Raw genomic sequence first — 15,789 nt, 5'->3', positions numbered from 1 at the left:
TACACAGTATTTACCAAAAAAGGAAGGAAAAAAATGATGGAAAAATATCATGAAACGGATGCGGACCTGAAAGATCTCTCAGGAAAAACGATCGCGGTTATAGGCTATGGATCACAGGGAAGAGGTCAGTCACGGAATCTGAAAGACAGCGGCCTTGACGTCATCATCGGGATCAGAGCAGGAAAGAGCAGAGATCTCGCAAAGAAAGACGGGTTTGCGACCTACGATGTCGCCGAAGCTGCAAAGAAAGCAGATGTCATCATGATCCTCGTCCCCGACGAGACCCAGGCGGCAGTCTACAAAGCCGAGATCATGCCCTACCTCACAGAGAACAAATGCCTCATGTTCTCCCACGGATTCAACATCCACTTCGGGCAGATCGTTCCTCCGGCAAATGTCGATGTCATCATGGTCGCACCCAAAGGTCCCGGCCACATGGTCAGAAGAACCTACGAAGAAGGAAAAGGAGTCCCCGCACTCATCGCGATCGAGCAGGACCACACCGGAAACGCAAAGAAATTCGCTCTTGCCTATGCAAAAGGAATCGGCGCGACCAGAGCAGTCGTCCTTGAAACGACCTTCAGAGAAGAGACCGAAACCGATCTCTTCGGCGAACAGGCAGTTCTCTGCGGAGGAGTCACCTCGCTCATCAAAGCCGGATTCGACACCCTCGTCGATGCAGGATACGCACCCGAGATGGCATACCTCGAAGTTCTGCACGAGATGAAGCTCATCGTCGACCTGATCTACGAAGGCGGATTCACCAAAATGCGTGAAGCGATCTCCAACACCGCACAATACGGTGACATCACCCGCGGCCCGCGTGTGATCGGCGAAGAATCCTACGAAGCAATGCGCGAGATCCTCTACGAGATCCAGTCCGGCGAATTTGCCAAGGAATGGATCCTTGAAAACATGGTCAACAGACCGGTCTTCAACGCACTTACCCGGGCAGATGAAGAGCATCTGATCGAGGAAGTCGGATCAGAACTTCGTGCAATGATGCCCCAGTTCAAAAAGAACTGAATCTCCCCTCCACTTTTTTTACGATTTTTATCGAACTGCTCTGCAGAATAAACATCCGGGGCACATGGTTTTATTACCCATCACGTGAAATGGTACTGGTATGTGTGACGGATGTCTGCCGGCAAAGCGAGGGATCGCAGCCAGCAGAAGCTCTGTACAGAGCACATCGCACAATGCATCTTTTGAAAATATCCTGTCTGTGATTGCAGACGGCCTAGTATCTGTATACGTCAGCATTGCTGTTATTTTCAGCATTAGCTATGTATTCTGGTTTAGACAGTAGTCAAACTGCACCAGAACAGATCTCCATAAAATAACTCAAGCCTTTTATCGGGAACTCCTCTGGTGCAGTGAATACCGGATTTTTACCAAATCACCTGAATAAAAAAACCACGGAGGAGAAAACAATGAGAGGAAAAGAGATCAGACTCGAAAGAATCATGAAAAGAGACACCGGAACGACCGTCATCGTTCCAATGGACCACGGCGTATCCAGCGGACCTATCCCCGGATTGATCGATCTGGAACGATCGGTCGATCTGGTCGCAAAAGGCGGAGCCAACGCAGTAATCGGCCATATGGGACTCGCGCTGCACGGTCACCGGAAAGGCGGCCCTGACATCGGATTGATCCTGCATCTATCCGCAAGCACGGATCTGGGACCCGATCCGAACAACAAAGTCCTGGTCAACAGCGTGCAGAATGCCCTGAAAATGGGAGCAGACGGCGTATCCATGCATGTAAATATCGGCGCCGAGAATGAAGCAAACATGCTTGGCGACCTTGGGCGGGTCGCGATCGAGTGTATCGAATGGGGAATGCCGCTTCTTGCGATGATGTATCCCCGGGGAAAAGACATCAGATCCGAGAACATGCAGGAAGCCGTCAAACTCGCGGCCCGGGTCGGATCAGAACTTGGGGCAGACATCGTCAAAACCGTCTACACCGGAGACCCGGATTCATTCAGGGAAGTCACCGAAGGATGCCATGTACCCGTAGTTATCGCCGGCGGCTCGAAAATGAGCGATCTGGCGACCATGCAGCTGATCGAAGGGGCGATGGAAGGCGGCGCTGCCGGCGTATCGATCGGGCGAAACGCATTCCAGCACAAATACCCGGACCGATTCGTCAGAGCCGCCGCGATGATCGTCCATGAACGCAGAACTGCAGAAGAAGCGATCGAGATCCTGCTCGCCGAGGATTGAAGACAGAGAAAACGAACCGGAAAATCATCAGGAATGCAGGATATGGAACCAGCCGCAGGAGAAAAGAAGATGATCCGAAAGGATACCGTCGGAATAATCGGGGGATTCGGCGGCATGGGACGGTTGTTCTCGGCTGTCTTCGAGAGGGCGGGATACAAAGTCCTCTGTTCCGGAAGAAAAACGCCCGTCTCAAATGAGGATATCGCCTTGACCTGCGATATTGTCATCGTCTCTGTTCCGATCCGCGACACGGTCCGGGTGATCGGAGAGATCGCCCCGCTTCTCAGCGAAGAGCAGGTGTTCTGCGATCTCACCTCCATAAAAACCGCTCCGGTCGAAGCGATGCTGAGATCCAAAGCGCAGGTCATCGGCCTCCACCCGATGTTCGGCCCTTCGGTCTCCACGATCTTCGGTCAGACGATCGCCGCATCGCCCGCCAGATGTGAGGAAAAAACCCGGGAGATGCTCTATCAGATATTCACAAACGAAGGAGCCAAGGTTTGTCCGATGGATCCAAAGGAGCATGACAAAATCATGAGCATCGTCCAGGGTCTTGTACACTTTACGACCCTGTCCGTCGCCGAGACGATAAAAAACACCGGCATCCCGCTGGAATCAATCCTTCCGGTGATGAGCCCGGTGTACCGGATCGAACTCGGTCTGGTCGGAAGGATACTCGGACAGGATCCTTCACTCTATGCAGACATCCTGCAGATGAACCCGGAAACGGCAGGCGTCCTTGAAACCCTCGCAGATTCGGTCGCCTCGCTGAAAACGATCGTCGAATCAAAGGATCCGGAGAAGTTCGCCGCCTTCTTTACGGAAAACAGTGAGGCATTCAGATCCTATATCCCCCAAGCGGCTGAAGAGACGGACAGACTGATCGAAACTCTGGTGAAGATGAAATGACATTAGCAGTACTAGGCCCGAAAGGCACGTTCTCCTGTGAACTTGCCGAAAAAATCAGGGAAGAACATGAAGAGATACTTCTCTATCCGACGATACGGGACGTTTTCACCGCGGTTCTCGAGAAAAATATCCGGGGCATCGTTCCTGTAGAAAACAGCGAGGCGGGCGGCGTCGGGGAGACCCTGGACGGCCTTTTGCAGACAGAATGCAGTATCACCGCAGAATATTACATGCCGATACGGCACTTTTTCGTATCAAGATACGGGCCGGATGAGATATCGGTCATCTACACCCACCCCCAGTCGCATGAACAGTGCAGCGTCTTTCTGCGCAGTCTGAAAAATATCTCCCTGATCCATACGAGCAGCAACGCCCAAAGCGCAAAAGAGGCGGCATCGGTGCAAGGCTCTGCGGCCGTAACAACGGAAAGCGCCGCAAAATTGTACGGCCTTTCGATCCTGAAAAAAGATATTCAGAACGCGCAGAACAACACCACCCGGTTTCTTGAGATAACAGCCGGCGTTTCAAAGCCAAACGATCCGGAAAAATGCAGTGTCGTTATCATCCCAAGAGAGAACCGGCCGGGTCTTTTATACGGGATCCTGGGGATCTTTGCACGCAGAGGGATCAATCTGACACGTATCGAGTCGCGCCCGTCGAAGGAAGGGATCGGCAGATATGTCTTTTTCATCGATTTCGAAACGAACCGGGGATGGCAGGAGACGATCACCGAACTGAAGGAGATCACAGGCGTGAAAGAGCTTGGATGTTATAGAAAAAAAGAGGCGGCCTAGATTTCGCGGACGTGCTCTTTTCGATTTCTTTTTCCCTTGGCAAAGCGTATAAATTAATGCCTGTTCCTATAACCATTTAGCGGCGGTGAAGGAACAGGCATTCGTTTCTTCGACCCGCAGTTTTCTGTTGTATTCTTTCAGGCAGCCGGTATTTTCACGCAGATCATCTGATCATTCAGCCCTGGCCGGACGCGTATTTCCCAGAATAGAGATAGGACATAAGCGGGAATGGGTTTTGGCGTTCACGACCCTGAAAACACACTATTATAATAGTGCATATTTTCAGTCATGTCATATTCACAATCAAACACCCGTATTCTATATTAATATACCCAGAAACCAGAGGGGCATACGATGGTTTTATGTATCTGCTGAAAAATACTATTTTCTTGTGCGGTGTGCGGTACATGAAAATGCCTGACAGAATTCCACAAGCTATGTTTGCCCCCTGCGGGATGAACTGTATGGTCTGCTGCAGGCATTGTCTGCCAAAAAAATCCTGCGGCGGATGCCTCATGGATGCGGACAGAAAAACCGAAGGCTCCAAAAACTGCAGGATACTGGCATGCCTCCGGCAAAAAGGCCTCCATTACTGTTTTTCCTGCGAAAATTTTCCCTGCAGCCTGCTATATAAAATGGATAAACGCTATCGGGATCGATACGCTGAAAGTCTGATCGAAAACAGCATCCTGGCAAGGGACCAGGGACTTGACGCATTTCTTGCGGCCGAACGGAAAAATGGACCTGTCAAAAATGTGAAGGGATCATCTCGCTGCGTGACAATGAATGCAGCGAATGCCATACTTTTTTTGGAAAAAACCGGACCCTCATCTAAAAAACAGAAAGGGTTATCCCAATCTGTCTGTAAAAAATCAGACGGTTTCCTCGTCTGAACCGTCCTGATCGCCAAGACGTTCCAGGATCCACTTTGAATCGACCGCCGCGCACTCTGTTATCGGCACATCCCAGATCGGCTCTCCGGTGAGGACGCATGTCTGATACAAAGCATACGGCAGCTCCAGGGTCCCCATAAGCTCCTCATCGCGGAACGCCGTAAACACCAGCACCTCCTCGCCGTCGACCACATCGCGCTTCGTGAACTTCAGCTCATCCGGGATCTTTTCCGGATCATCGTCCCGCATCTTTGCAAGCGTTAAGACCTTAAACAGCTCAACCACGCGGTCATCCAGTCCTGCTTCGAAGATGAAGATCTTCTCCTTCAGCGCATTCATATCCGCAACAAGCCTCATCGGTCGTTCGTGATAGATCACCTGATCGGCGATATCTCCTTCGATACCGACCTCGCGATCCTCACAATCCGGTTCAAGATAGATCAGAAATCCGCCGTTCGTCTCCTTATCTTCATACACGAACGGGTAACCGGCATATCCGGCAAAACTGCATTCATCACAGCTGAACTCAAACAGCTCCCCGGTCAGCACCTTCTCGCGCATCTCCGGATCGGTCGTCACGTTCACCGACGGACAGATCGTGATCGTCTGTTCATGCCCGCAGACCGGACAGACCACAACATCTTCATCGGTGATCATACGCGGATCCACTCTTTATCGACGACGCTGTAGCCTTCCACGGGACGTTCCCAGATCACATGCATAAGCATCTTGATCTTCTCATAAGTATCAAACGGGATCTTGATCGGATCGAGATACTCGGTCCCGAGACGGGGGACAAAGATCAGCGACCTGCCTTCGCAGGCGAAACGGTCCTCGGCGTAATAGAGAGCGTCGGGGATGATCTTCTCCTTTTTTGCCTCCATCTCTTTCAGGATCGAATCTTTTACGAGTTCGATGATCCGGTCATCCAGCTTGTCGCGGAAGATAAAGATCTTCTCGCGCATATCGTCCTGCGTGTGGACAAGTCTCATCCGGATCTCAGATAGAAGATGAGCTGGCAAAACATTTGGGAGACTGATCGTCCGCTCAGTTGAATCCGGCTGGAAATAGAGGGAGAACTTTTCATTCAGATCATGATAGAGGAGGGGATATTCAACAGCCCCGGAAAAACCGCAGTTGTCGCAGACGAGCATCGTAAGGGATCCGTCGAGGAACTTCTCGCGAATGTCGTGGTTTGCGGCATTGATACTTCTGTAGAGGGTGAACTCCTGTTTTGACCCGCATTTTGGGCAGGTGATGACTTGTACTTCTGATTTCATTACTCTTTCCTCCCGCTTGGTCCGCGGTGGTGATGCGCAAACTCGCCGGATTTTATCAGATCTCCGGTGAAAACCGGCCCGTCTTTGCAGACTCTGAGTCCGTGGTCATCCATACAGCAGGACCCGCAGACCCCGACCGCACATTTCATGTACCGGTGCATCGAGAACTGGCCGCGGTTTTCGATCCCTTTTGCCACCAGACGGTCAAGAACGCCTTTCATCATCATCTCGGGACCGCAGACACAGATCGTGTCATATGATGTTATATCGATCTGATCGATGATCCCGGTGACAAATCCGTGGAATCCGTATGTTCCGTCATCTGTGGCGATTTTTAGATCGCTGACTTTTTCGAGGTCCTCGGCAAAGACGAGCTCTTCTTTGGTCCGTGCCCCGAGAATGAAGGTGTCGACTTCTCCGGATGCCGCCAGCGTAAAGAGCGGGGTGACCCCGATTCCGCCGGCAACGGCAAGCACTTTTCCGCTCGGGAAAAATCCGTTCCCGAACGGGCCGCGGATCCCAAGTTTGTCGCCGGCTTTGAGGGAGAAGAGCGCTTGTGTGGCATCCCCGACTTTCATGACGGTGATGGAGTTCGCGGCAGAAAATGCCATCGGGATCTCATCGACTCCCGGGATCCAGACCATGCAGAACTGACCGGGGCGGAATGCAAAGAGTTTGTCGAAGACGAACGTTTTGACGGTGGGCGTTTCATCGACGACTGTTGTGATCGTCACGACCTCAGGCATCTCAGACATGGGCGCACCCCACGATCTCTTCGGCGGGTATTCCGTCTTCGGCGTAAAGATCGGCCGCGATTTCGGAGAATACATTGACCGAGTCGTAGATCGCGCTGCCGATCTCGACGGCGGAGGCGCCTGCCATCATCATTTCTACGACATTGTCTGCAGTCGTTATCCCGCCGCAGCCGATGATCGGGATGCCGACGGCTTCGTAAAGGTCATAGACGCTTCGAACGGCGATCGGGAAGACCGCTTTGCCGGAGAGCCCGCCAAAGACGTTGCCGAGAACAGGGCGGCAAAGTTCGGTGGATATCCTCATTGCTTTTACGGTGTTTATTGCGACTAACGCGTCGGCTCCGCCTTTTTCTGCAGCTTTTCCAATCATTTTGATATCGGTTACGTTGGGGGTGAGTTTGACCCAGACGGGTTTATTGTATGTTTTGACGATCTCGGTGCATTCCTGTACGATCCGCGGGTCGACGCCGATGGCGGCGCCGTATCCTTCCGCGTGGGGACAGGAGAGGTTCAGTTCGAATGCGGCGGCATTGGAAAACCAGGATGCGACTTCGCCGAACTCGGCTGGAGTGCCGCCGAAAATACTTACTACGACCGGTTCGCCCTTAAGGGGGGAGATCTCTTCGACGAAGTCTTTGGACGGGTTTGGCAGCCCCATGGCATTGATGAGTCCGCAGTCGACCGGGATGAGGGCCGGACCGTGATGACCGGGAATGGGGTTTGGGCCGATGGATTTTGTGACGACGCCGCCTGCACCGAGAGCGAGCATTCGTTTTAATGATGCGCCGGTGGTCCCGAGGATCCCTGCTGCAAGGAGCATGTGATTTTTGAGAGGGACGCCGGCGATCTCCTCTTCTGGAAGCTTTATCTGGATCATTGTATTTCTTGCAGGTACTATTCGCGGTTTTGGGTTATGTAACTCTCTGTTCGGGATGGGAGCAGAGTAAGGAGGGGGAGGAGACGAAGAGAGGTGTGCGGCTGAAGATATTTGCGCAGGGTCGGGAAAAAAGAGGGATCCGTCCGGGCAGGTATTTTTGTTTTGCCGCTGTCAGGACGCCCGCGTTCAGCTTGTATTTCCGCTCTCGTTCACGGCAAAGAGATAATTTGCCGGATCGAAGATGCTGTAGAAGAGATGCATGAACTCTTTGATGATGTCAAGAGGAGCCGGGATCATGCTCATATTGCCTGTCTCGGCGGATGCTGTCGTCAGAGATTTCACCGCCGCGGTCTGGGTCGGGGTTGAAGTAGCGAGCGGAGCCTTCACAGAAATGACACGGGAATACGAATCCGTTGCTCCCGTACTGTCGATTACCGTCAGTTTGACGATATAAGTTCCTGCCTTGGTAAAGTTGAAGGTGGGATTCTTATCCATTGAAGATCCAAGTCCGCCAAAGTCCCAGACCCACTTTATGGGGGAACCTGCGGATTTATCAATGAATAAAACGACCAGGGGTGCCATTCCCGATTCGTGTGATGCGGTAAAAGCGGCGGCGAGCCCTACTTTATTCACAGTGATACTTCTATTTTCATATGTCGTACCGTTGAGATTTTTGGCAATGAGACTCGCAGTATAAGATCCTGCAGTTGTATAAGTGTGGGTAATATTCCCACTTGATGAGGTGAGATGCGATGACGCGCCGTCACCATAGATCAATGTACAGTTATCAAAATTGGTTGCCGTATAGGTGAATTTAACTGACAGCGGTACGGTGCCGATATTGTTGGTAATATTTGTGGAAAGCGTGATGGTCGGCAGGATCTTTGATTCGGTTTTTTCGAAGGTGTACACAATGGTAATTTCTGTGTCGGAATTCCTCGTGACATTAGCAGTTGATGCTGTTGCTCCATTCAAAGAAACAGAAGGAGTTGATGTACTGAACGCGTAACGGGAGTCAGTGATCCGAGCAATGATCGTAGCGTTGTACGTTGTATCAGCTGCGAATTTTGAAGATACGAACGGACTCCAACTGACGGAAACACTGCTTATCCCATCAGTAGAAGATGCGGCAGACGTAACCGGATTTGCGCCATAAACCGGAGCAGTAACTCCGGAGATGTTGACTGAGCCAATGCGTGTTTTCAGTGAGGTTGCGTCGAAAGAATGGTTAAGAATAATTTGGTTGCCTGTCCTGTTGACAATCTCTGAAGATACATCACCTCCATTCAGGGTTACTGCCGATGAACTTGTAAAAATGTAATTCGTTGATGATACAGGAATAGTTATATTGGCATAATATACCTGCCCTTCGACAAAAGTACCGACTGACGGACTCCATACTACAGTTGGAGTTCCAACTCCTGTTGTGGTTGAACTCGGCGATGTTGGTGAACTTCCGGTCGTGGGTGGAGTCAAAGTAAGAGCGATAGGGGAAGAAATTTCAATGGAGGTGGTTTCCGGGAAACTACATTCTGCTGTTAGCGATTTCTTGTTAGCAGCTACAGTTATTTTTTCACCATTCATATTATTCACTTTTACCGTTGGAGAGTCTCCAAACAGATAACCAGGTGCTGCAGGAACCGTAATTGTAGCTGTGTAAACTTCATTGGCGTTGAATGTGGTAGCACTCGGAGACCATGATACACTTGGTGTTCCAACACCTTTCGTGTCAGATGAGGCGGTAATGGGTTTTTCCCCGGTTCTCGGAGAGGGCAAAACAAGATCAACAGTAGAAATACTCGACATCTCAGTTGCCCCAAATTCATAAGTAACGGTAAGTGAGATGTTTGAATTTCTAGTGACGGTAGCTGCATGATTATTGATAGTTGCAGTTATACTCTCTGTGAAATTATTCCCAAAATCAGTAGAGACCATTACCGTAGCTCGATAATTTTTACCAGGAGCAAAGAGAGCATCCGCCGGACTCCATGATAAACTGTCTGCTGTCCCTTGAGTAATACTTACCTCACTGCTAGGCTGAATTCCGGTACTTGGCTCAGTTACAGAAATTGCGACATTACTTATATCTTCCGCGCTCACTGCCCCCGCGCATCCCATTACCAGGAACATCGCGAGAAGCACCAGTATCAATCGTTTCAGAATCATTTTTGTACCTCCTCTACATCGACCCTGCTGCAAACAGCAGCACATACACAATGATCAGGCCAAGAAACGCGGAAACCGCCGCCTGGCCCGTCCGCATATCCTGACCGGCGACAAGACCCTTCCAGGTCACCGCCGCCGACCAGATACCGGCCGCAAACATACCCAGGATCGGGATCCAGCCAATCACCGCATATGAAAGTGTGCTCCGCATCACGATCGCCGTAATCTCTGAAAACCGGACATCCGGCTCACAGACCCGCGCCGTGATCCCGGTCACCACTGCCCGGATCATCACCGCTGCCAGCCATATCAGATACAGAACCAGAATAAACAGCACCAGAAGCATCAGATCGGTCTGCAGAGCCGAAAAAATCGGGAAATTTTCAGGCGAGATCCGCAAAACCGCCGGCGCCGCATACGCGATCATCAAAACCGACACAACCGCCCACAACGCTCCCGACAACAAAAACATCCAAAGAGCATCCCGCGGCCGCTCATGCAGATAAAACGAATACGCATCAGACGGCCGGGTCAGAAATCCGATCAGCCCGCCGTTATACGGCGGTTTTTCCCGCCGCTCCCGCTTCGCCGGCCGATCTGTGTTCGCCCGTCTCTCCCGGCGCGGGGAAATATCCGAAGATTCTGACGCCGCCGCATTTCGATGAAGAAGCGTCCCGCACAAAGCGCACACCTCATCATCCACATGATTTCTGGCCCCGCATGCCGGACAGTACATATCCTGCGAATTCCTCCGGGAAGGCGGCGCCACCGTCGTTACCGTATACTGCCGGGCCTCCGGGGCATACATCGGCTCCTCCTCCGGGAGAAGCTCGGAAAGCTTCTGGATCCACTGCTCCCGGTCCGGCATCCCGGAAAACAGCAGATGCATCTCCTTCTCCCCCTCACGTCCCGCGATCTGCAGAGCGATACCCGGCTCTCCCACCTCGCCTGCAAGACGGATCGCGCGGCAAAGCGTATTCAGCGCAAACTCTCCCATAATCGAGGTCTTCCCCTCGATCACCAGCCGCGTGTTCGTCAGATGCAGCGTAACAAAATTCCGCTTGATCCTAACGCCGCCCGTCGAAAGAACCACACGCTCACCCGCTTCAGGTGAAAATATCCCCGTACAGGTCACCACCGCCGGCTCAGGCGCGGCCGAGATCAGCGCCTGGTGAGAAGGCAGCCGCTCTTTCAGCTCCCTCATCCAGGCGGTCCGTGCCGAATCGGTTGGAAACGACAGAACCATCTGCTTTGCCCCGGTCTGGGATCCGACGGAAAGAGCGATCGCCGGTTCTCCCTCCTCCGTCTCGAACGCCGCGGCATCCATCAGCTCGGCGATCGCAAACTCCCGCCCGATTTTCCCTGCCGTATTCTGGAGGATCAGCCGGATATTGGTCAGATATATCGTATAAAAAGTCCGCTTCACCCGCACGCCGGCCGTTTCGATCACGACCGACTCGCCGGAGACGAACTCCGGGCGGACGGTGTTCACCGGAATGTCCGGTGCCGGAACAACCGGTTTGATCTTCAGTTCCGGGGCAGGACTTCGCGGCGGAGCCGCAGTTTTGGGCTGTGCAGACTCTCCTGCACCCCCTTCGGCAAACGGTTTTTCGCCGCCCGCTTCGGTGATCTGATCCAGCCAGGCCTGCTGCTCGCCCGCCTTGAAGACATTCCCTACGGGAAACGCCCAGATCATCTCCTTTTGTCCTTCCGGGGTGGAAACGACAAGTTTCAGACCCGGTTCGCCGGACTCCAGTCTGCAGGGCTCCGCGGAAAGGATGCTGCTGACCTTGAATTCCCTGGGCGAAGGACCTCCCTCAACGATAAGGCGTTCGCTTGTCAGCGTCGCAAAAAACTGCCGGTTCTTGACAAGGATCGGTGATGCGTAATGCTGAACTTCGTTTGCGTGCATCTCTACGGGAGACATAGACTAATAGGTTAACTGTTTCTCCTCCTAACTATTTATACATGTCAACACGGTATACGATGTTTTAATACGTTTGCGGATGTATTTTCATTATATGACTGAAAATTCCTGCCCTATGTGCGCAAGCACCTTCGGGTCGCTTTTGGCAAAAGGGATACTGATGATCATTCTCGGTATCCTGCTGATGGTTTTCACCCTGGCATCTCTGTTTGCGAGTGAGATCCTTCTTGCGATCCTGCTGATCTTTGTGGGTATCACTCTTCTGACCGCCGGAACGACCTTCTTTGGCGAGGCGAAACGCACCTGGTGGGTCGTCGTTCTGGGTGTCCTGGTGATCCTGTTCGGTATCCTTACGCTGATTATCCCGGGGATCATGCTCGTGTATGCAATGTATGTTCTTGCGGCCGCTGCGTTGATCGGCGGAGTGACGGATCTTGCCGTTGCGTTGATGGGAAAATCCGCTCAGTTCAACCGCGGTCTTCTCGCCGTTTCCGGTATCCTGGGGATTATCCTCGGTGTTTTGTTCCTGATCAACCCGGTCATTTCGGCATTTACGATCATCGAGATCGCGGGCATCTTCTTCTTTGCATTCGGTATCGTGGCGATCATCGAAGCATTCATGGCAAAATCCGCATCCGCATAACTGCTGGGGAAACTTAGCCTTTTTTTTGCCTTGCGGCCAAATCTCTGATTTGCGACTGCGGATTTGTGAACAAGCGAGGGTCAAAGACCCGAGTCGGAGAACAAACCGAAGGTATGCGACTGCGGATTTGTGAACAAGCGAGGGTCAAAGACCCGAGTCGGAGAGCAAAACCGAATGTCTGCGACTGCGGATTTGTGAACAAGCGAGGGTCAAAGACCCGAGTCGGAGAGCAAAACCGAATGTCTGCGACTGCGGATTTGTGAACAAGCGAGGGTCAAAGACCCGAGTCGGAGAGCAAAACCGAAGGTCTGCGACTGCGGATTTGTGAACAAGCGAGGGTCAAAGACCCGAGTCGGAGAGCAAACCGAAGGTCTGCGACTGCGGATTTGTGAACAAGCGAGGGTCAAAGACCCGAGTCGGAGAGCAAAACCGAATGTCTGCGACTGCGGATTTGTGAACAAGCGAGGGTCAAAGACCCGAGTCGGAGAGCAAACCGAAGGTATGCGACTGCGGATTTGTGAACAAGCGAGGGTCAAAGACCCGAGTCGGAGAGCAAACCGAAGGTCTGCGACTGCGGGTGTTCAGAGCTCTATAAAAAAAGTGAGAAAAATTTCAGAGTCTAGACTCTGTTTTCGATCTCGTATTTGATCTTTGTCAGGAACTCTTCCGGCGTCATCGTCACCGTCTTTCCATCGCGGGTGCGGATCGAAACGGTGTGATCCTCCAGCTCCTTCTCGCCGATGATGATCATATAGGGGACACGCTCGGTGTAATGCGCCTGCCGGATCATATAGCCGATCTTTTCATTCCGGTTGTCGAGCTCGCAGCGGATCTTTGCATCCTTCAGCATCGCATAGATCTCCTCTGCGTAACTCTCGCTCTTCTTTGTAACGAGAAGGACCTTTGCCTGCATCGGCGCGAGCCAGACCGGGAACCTGCCGGCGAAATGTTCCGTCAGGATACCGATGAACCGCTCGATCGAACCGAAACAGACCCGGTGGATCATGATCGGCCGCTGTCTGTCATCGTTCTCATCCACATAGGAAAGATCGAAGTTGATCGGCATCTGGAAATCGAGCTGGATCGTGCCGCATTGCCAGGTTCGGCCGAGACAGTCCTTTAAGTGGAAATCGATCTTCGGACCGTAGAATGCTCCGTCTCCTTCGTTGATCGTGTAGGGAAGCTTCAGCTGGTCGAGTGCATCCTTCAGACCGTTGGTCGCCGCTTCCCAGTCCTCATCGCTGCCCATACTGTTTTCCGGGCGGGTGGAGAGTTCGAGGAAATACTCGAAGCCGAACTTTGTGTAGACCTCATTGATGAGCCGGACAACGCCTGCGATCTCGTCGGCGATCTGGTCCTTCCTCATGAAGATGTGGGCATCATCCTGCGTGAAACAGCGGACACGGAAGAGTCCCTGCAGCGTGCCTCTCAGCTCATGGCGGTGAACGAGTCCGAGCTCGGCGAGGCGCATCGGAAGTTCCCGATAACTGTGCGGCTCGTTTGCATAGACCATCACGCCGCCCGGACAGTTCATCGGTTTTATGCAGTAATCCTCGTCATCGATCTTCGTTCCATACATATTGTCCTTGTAATGATCCCAGTGCCCGCTGGTTTCCCAGAGACAGCGGTTCATGATCAGAGGTGTCGAGATCTCCTGATACCCGTTCTCTGCATGAAGTTCACGCCAGTAATTGAGCAGAGCATTCCTCACGATCATCCCGTTCGGCAGGAAGAACGGGAATCCCGGACCCTCGTCGGAGAACATGAAGAGCTTCATATCTTTTCCGATCTTGCGGTGGTCGCGGCGTTCCGCCTCCTCCTGCAGTTTGAGGAAATCCTCAAGCTCCTTTCCGCTCGAAAATGCCGTTCCGTTGATCCTCGTCAGCATTTTGTTTTTGCTGTCGTTTTTCCAGTATGCGCCGGACAGTCCGGTGAGTTTGAAGGCTTTGAGGGTCTTGGTATAGGTAAGGTGCGGGCCGGTGCACATATCGATGTATTCGCCCTGTTCATAGAAACTCAGCGGCACGTTTTCGTCCAGGTCGGCGATGTGCTCGACTTTGTACGGCTCGTTGCGTTCCGTCATGAGTTTGACCGCTTCATCACGGGTGAGGATGAACGGTTTTACCGGCAGATTGGCCTTGATGATCTCCCGCATCTCCTGTTCGATCGCGGCAAGGTCACTGTCGGAGAGTTTTGTGTCGCCGAGGTCTACGTCATAATAGAAACCCTTCTCGGTCGCCGGACCGTAGCCGAACGCTGCGTGCGGGTAGAGGCGTTTGACCGCCTGGGCCAGCACGTGGGCTGCAGTATGACGTATTACGTGGAGTTCTTCTTCTTTTTGACACTCGCCGATTGTTCCGTCGCTGTAAATAACTTTCATGTATTCCTTCCTTTCCTCGTATTTTCCAACTCTATTTACGGCATCCAGATATGGTTATGCCGGGCTTTTTCCCGGGTACGGTCATATCTAAATATTCTTTACAGGTTTGGTTTTGCAAGGCATATGTATTTCGGTACAGGAAAGGTCTGAAGTGAGTTTCCTGGGGGAGGGTCCGCGGTCTCCGGCAGAAAAACGTATGTTTATCATTTCTCCAATACCATTTCTGGATATGTCGGAACTCAGTAAGAAGGAGTCGATGGATCAGTATATGCAGGCCGCGTATGAGGAGGCGCTCGCCGGGCGAAGCGAGGGCGGGATCCCGATCGGGGCCGTTATCGTTCGAAACGGGGAGATCGTTGCCCGGGGTCATAACCAAAGGATCCAGAAAGGCGATCCGATCCTGCACGGGGAGATGGATGCTCTTACGAACGCCGGCCGCCGTTCCGCTTCATTCTATAGAGAATGCACGCTGTACACCACCCTTTCTCCGTGTATCATGTGTTCCGGCGCGATCGTCCTGTACGGGATCCCGGAAGTGGTCGTGGGGGAGGATGTGAATTATCCGGGCGAGGTCGATTTTTTGCGTTCACGGGACGTGAAGGTCACGATCCTGAATGATCCGGAGCTGATTGGTATGATGAAGGAGTATATCGACGAGAATCCTGCTGTCTGGAATGAGGATATCTCAGTAGAGCTCTGAGATATGGTTGAGATGGTTTACCGGTTTGACCGCACATACCTGTTTGTCGACTTGTCAGATACTTGTCGAATCGTTTGACAACACAACAAACCTCATATCATCCTTTAAATCCAAAAATACCTTTAATTATAATAATAATTATTATATTTTACTATTTTACGCAAAAGAGAGAGAAAGGCCCGCAGTGTCTCTCTCCCGGCAAACCTGACCATCCGTTCCTCCCTCTTTCCACAC

At 52.2% G+C, this 15,789-nt stretch carries 14 protein-coding genes; 7 read left to right on the top strand and 7 right to left on the bottom strand.

Annotation, left to right across the window (positions count from 1 at the left end; all coding sequences use genetic code 11):
* The first annotated feature begins 33 nt into the window (after nucleotides 1–33).
* The 5 genes from ilvC to EYA77_RS09180 all read left to right on the top strand — a co-directional run bounded on the left by ilvC (nucleotide 34) and on the right by EYA77_RS09180 (nucleotide 4,827).
* Nucleotides 34–1,026 (top strand): ketol-acid reductoisomerase, encoded by a 993-nt coding sequence (gene ilvC, locus EYA77_RS09200; RefSeq protein ID WP_280841938.1) that lies wholly within the window; start codon nucleotides 34–36, stop codon nucleotides 1,024–1,026.
* A 407-nt stretch (nucleotides 1,027–1,433) separates the two neighbouring features.
* Complete coding sequence (locus EYA77_RS09195) at nucleotides 1,434–2,231, top strand: 2-amino-3,7-dideoxy-D-threo-hept-6-ulosonate synthase (protein WP_042698709.1); 798 nt, start codon at nucleotides 1,434–1,436, stop codon at nucleotides 2,229–2,231.
* Between the two features lie 42 nt (nucleotides 2,232–2,273).
* The gene (locus EYA77_RS09190; protein WP_245241243.1) at nucleotides 2,274–3,140 is read left to right on the top strand and encodes a prephenate dehydrogenase/arogenate dehydrogenase family protein; all 867 of its coding nucleotides are present in this window, start codon (nucleotides 2,274–2,276) and stop codon (nucleotides 3,138–3,140) included.
* Nucleotides 3,137–3,934 (top strand): prephenate dehydratase, encoded by a 798-nt coding sequence (pheA, locus tag EYA77_RS09185; protein ID WP_167816519.1) that lies wholly within the window; start codon nucleotides 3,137–3,139, stop codon nucleotides 3,932–3,934. The genes EYA77_RS09190 and pheA overlap by 4 nt, the downstream gene beginning before the upstream one ends.
* Nucleotides 3,935–4,347: 413 nt before the next feature.
* On the top strand, nucleotides 4,348–4,827 hold the full coding sequence (locus tag EYA77_RS09180) for a DUF3795 domain-containing protein (RefSeq protein ID WP_209315049.1): 480 nt from the start codon (nucleotides 4,348–4,350) through the stop codon (nucleotides 4,825–4,827).
* Here the strand turns inward: EYA77_RS09180 and EYA77_RS09175 are convergent.
* The 6 genes from EYA77_RS09175 to EYA77_RS09150 all read right to left on the bottom strand — a co-directional run bounded on the left by EYA77_RS09175 (nucleotide 4,807) and on the right by EYA77_RS09150 (nucleotide 11,832).
* A complete protein-coding gene (locus EYA77_RS09175; protein ID WP_042698703.1) occupies nucleotides 4,807–5,484 on the bottom strand; it encodes a CpXC domain-containing protein in 678 nt (225 codons plus the stop codon). The two genes, EYA77_RS09180 and EYA77_RS09175, sit on opposite strands and share 21 nt — an antisense overlap.
* Nucleotides 5,481–6,107, bottom strand: a complete 627-nt coding sequence (locus tag EYA77_RS09170) for a CpXC domain-containing protein (RefSeq protein WP_167816518.1) — start codon at nucleotides 6,105–6,107, stop codon at nucleotides 5,481–5,483. Before EYA77_RS09170 ends, EYA77_RS09175 begins: the two co-directional genes overlap by 4 nt.
* Nucleotides 6,107–6,862 carry a dihydroorotate dehydrogenase electron transfer subunit gene (locus EYA77_RS09165; RefSeq protein ID WP_167816517.1) on the bottom strand — a complete coding sequence of 252 codons (756 nt, stop codon included), beginning with the start codon at nucleotides 6,860–6,862 and terminating at the stop codon, nucleotides 6,107–6,109. The genes EYA77_RS09170 and EYA77_RS09165 overlap by 1 nt, the downstream gene beginning before the upstream one ends.
* Nucleotides 6,855–7,739 (bottom strand): dihydroorotate dehydrogenase, encoded by an 885-nt coding sequence (locus tag EYA77_RS09160; protein ID WP_042698696.1) that lies wholly within the window; start codon nucleotides 7,737–7,739, stop codon nucleotides 6,855–6,857. Before EYA77_RS09160 ends, EYA77_RS09165 begins: the two co-directional genes overlap by 8 nt.
* A 186-nt stretch (nucleotides 7,740–7,925) precedes the next feature.
* Complete coding sequence (locus EYA77_RS09155; protein WP_167816516.1) at nucleotides 7,926–9,905, bottom strand: PKD domain-containing protein; 1,980 nt, start codon at nucleotides 9,903–9,905, stop codon at nucleotides 7,926–7,928.
* Between the two features lie 13 nt (nucleotides 9,906–9,918).
* Nucleotides 9,919–11,832 carry a YIP1 family protein gene (locus EYA77_RS09150; RefSeq protein ID WP_167816515.1) on the bottom strand — a complete coding sequence of 638 codons (1,914 nt, stop codon included), beginning with the start codon at nucleotides 11,830–11,832 and terminating at the stop codon, nucleotides 9,919–9,921.
* A gap of 94 nt (nucleotides 11,833–11,926) precedes the next feature.
* Between EYA77_RS09150 and EYA77_RS09145 the strand changes: the two genes are divergently transcribed.
* Complete coding sequence (locus EYA77_RS09145) at nucleotides 11,927–12,475, top strand: HdeD family acid-resistance protein (RefSeq protein WP_167816514.1); 549 nt, start codon at nucleotides 11,927–11,929, stop codon at nucleotides 12,473–12,475.
* A gap of 619 nt (nucleotides 12,476–13,094) precedes the next feature.
* On the opposite strand, the gene thrS is transcribed toward EYA77_RS09145, so the two are convergent.
* A complete protein-coding gene (thrS, locus tag EYA77_RS09140) occupies nucleotides 13,095–14,855 on the bottom strand; it encodes a threonine--tRNA ligase (RefSeq protein WP_042699222.1) in 1,761 nt (586 codons plus the stop codon).
* 229 nt (nucleotides 14,856–15,084) lie between these two features.
* On the opposite strand from thrS, the gene EYA77_RS09135 reads away from it, so the two are divergent.
* Nucleotides 15,085–15,555, top strand: coding sequence for a nucleoside deaminase (locus tag EYA77_RS09135; RefSeq protein WP_245241242.1), 471 nt, complete (start codon nucleotides 15,085–15,087; stop codon nucleotides 15,553–15,555).
* Nucleotides 15,556–15,789 lie beyond the last annotated feature (234 nt).

Source organism: Methanocorpusculum sp. GPch4 (assembly GCF_012062385.1).
Classification (GTDB): domain Archaea; phylum Halobacteriota; class Methanomicrobia; order Methanomicrobiales; family Methanocorpusculaceae; genus Methanocorpusculum; species Methanocorpusculum parvum.
This window is presented reverse-complemented; position numbering and strand designations above follow the sequence as displayed.

Excerpts from the sequence above, each read along its gene's own strand:
- ilvC (WP_280841938.1), top strand. The coding sequence starts at position 34 with ATGATGGAAAAATATCATGAAACGGATGCGGACCTGAAAGATCTCTCA.
- EYA77_RS09195 (WP_042698709.1), top strand. The coding sequence starts at position 1,434 with ATGAGAGGAAAAGAGATCAGACTCGAAAGAATCATGAAAAGAGACACC.
- EYA77_RS09190 (WP_245241243.1), top strand. The coding sequence starts at position 2,274 with ATGGAACCAGCCGCAGGAGAAAAGAAGATGATCCGAAAGGATACCGTC.
- pheA (WP_167816519.1), top strand. The coding sequence starts at position 3,137 with ATGACATTAGCAGTACTAGGCCCGAAAGGCACGTTCTCCTGTGAACTT.
- EYA77_RS09180 (WP_209315049.1), top strand. The coding sequence starts at position 4,348 with ATGCCTGACAGAATTCCACAAGCTATGTTTGCCCCCTGCGGGATGAAC.
- EYA77_RS09175 (WP_042698703.1), bottom strand. The coding sequence starts at position 5,484 with ATGATCACCGATGAAGATGTTGTGGTCTGTCCGGTCTGCGGGCATGAA.
- EYA77_RS09170 (WP_167816518.1), bottom strand. The coding sequence starts at position 6,107 with ATGAAATCAGAAGTACAAGTCATCACCTGCCCAAAATGCGGGTCAAAA.
- EYA77_RS09165 (WP_167816517.1), bottom strand. The coding sequence starts at position 6,862 with ATGTCTGAGATGCCTGAGGTCGTGACGATCACAACAGTCGTCGATGAA.
- EYA77_RS09160 (WP_042698696.1), bottom strand. The coding sequence starts at position 7,739 with ATGATCCAGATAAAGCTTCCAGAAGAGGAGATCGCCGGCGTCCCTCTC.
- EYA77_RS09155 (WP_167816516.1), bottom strand. The coding sequence starts at position 9,905 with ATGATTCTGAAACGATTGATACTGGTGCTTCTCGCGATGTTCCTGGTA.
- EYA77_RS09150 (WP_167816515.1), bottom strand. The coding sequence starts at position 11,832 with ATGTCTCCCGTAGAGATGCACGCAAACGAAGTTCAGCATTACGCATCA.
- EYA77_RS09145 (WP_167816514.1), top strand. The coding sequence starts at position 11,927 with ATGACTGAAAATTCCTGCCCTATGTGCGCAAGCACCTTCGGGTCGCTT.
- thrS (WP_042699222.1), bottom strand. The coding sequence starts at position 14,855 with ATGAAAGTTATTTACAGCGACGGAACAATCGGCGAGTGTCAAAAAGAA.
- EYA77_RS09135 (WP_245241242.1), top strand. The coding sequence starts at position 15,085 with ATGTCGGAACTCAGTAAGAAGGAGTCGATGGATCAGTATATGCAGGCC.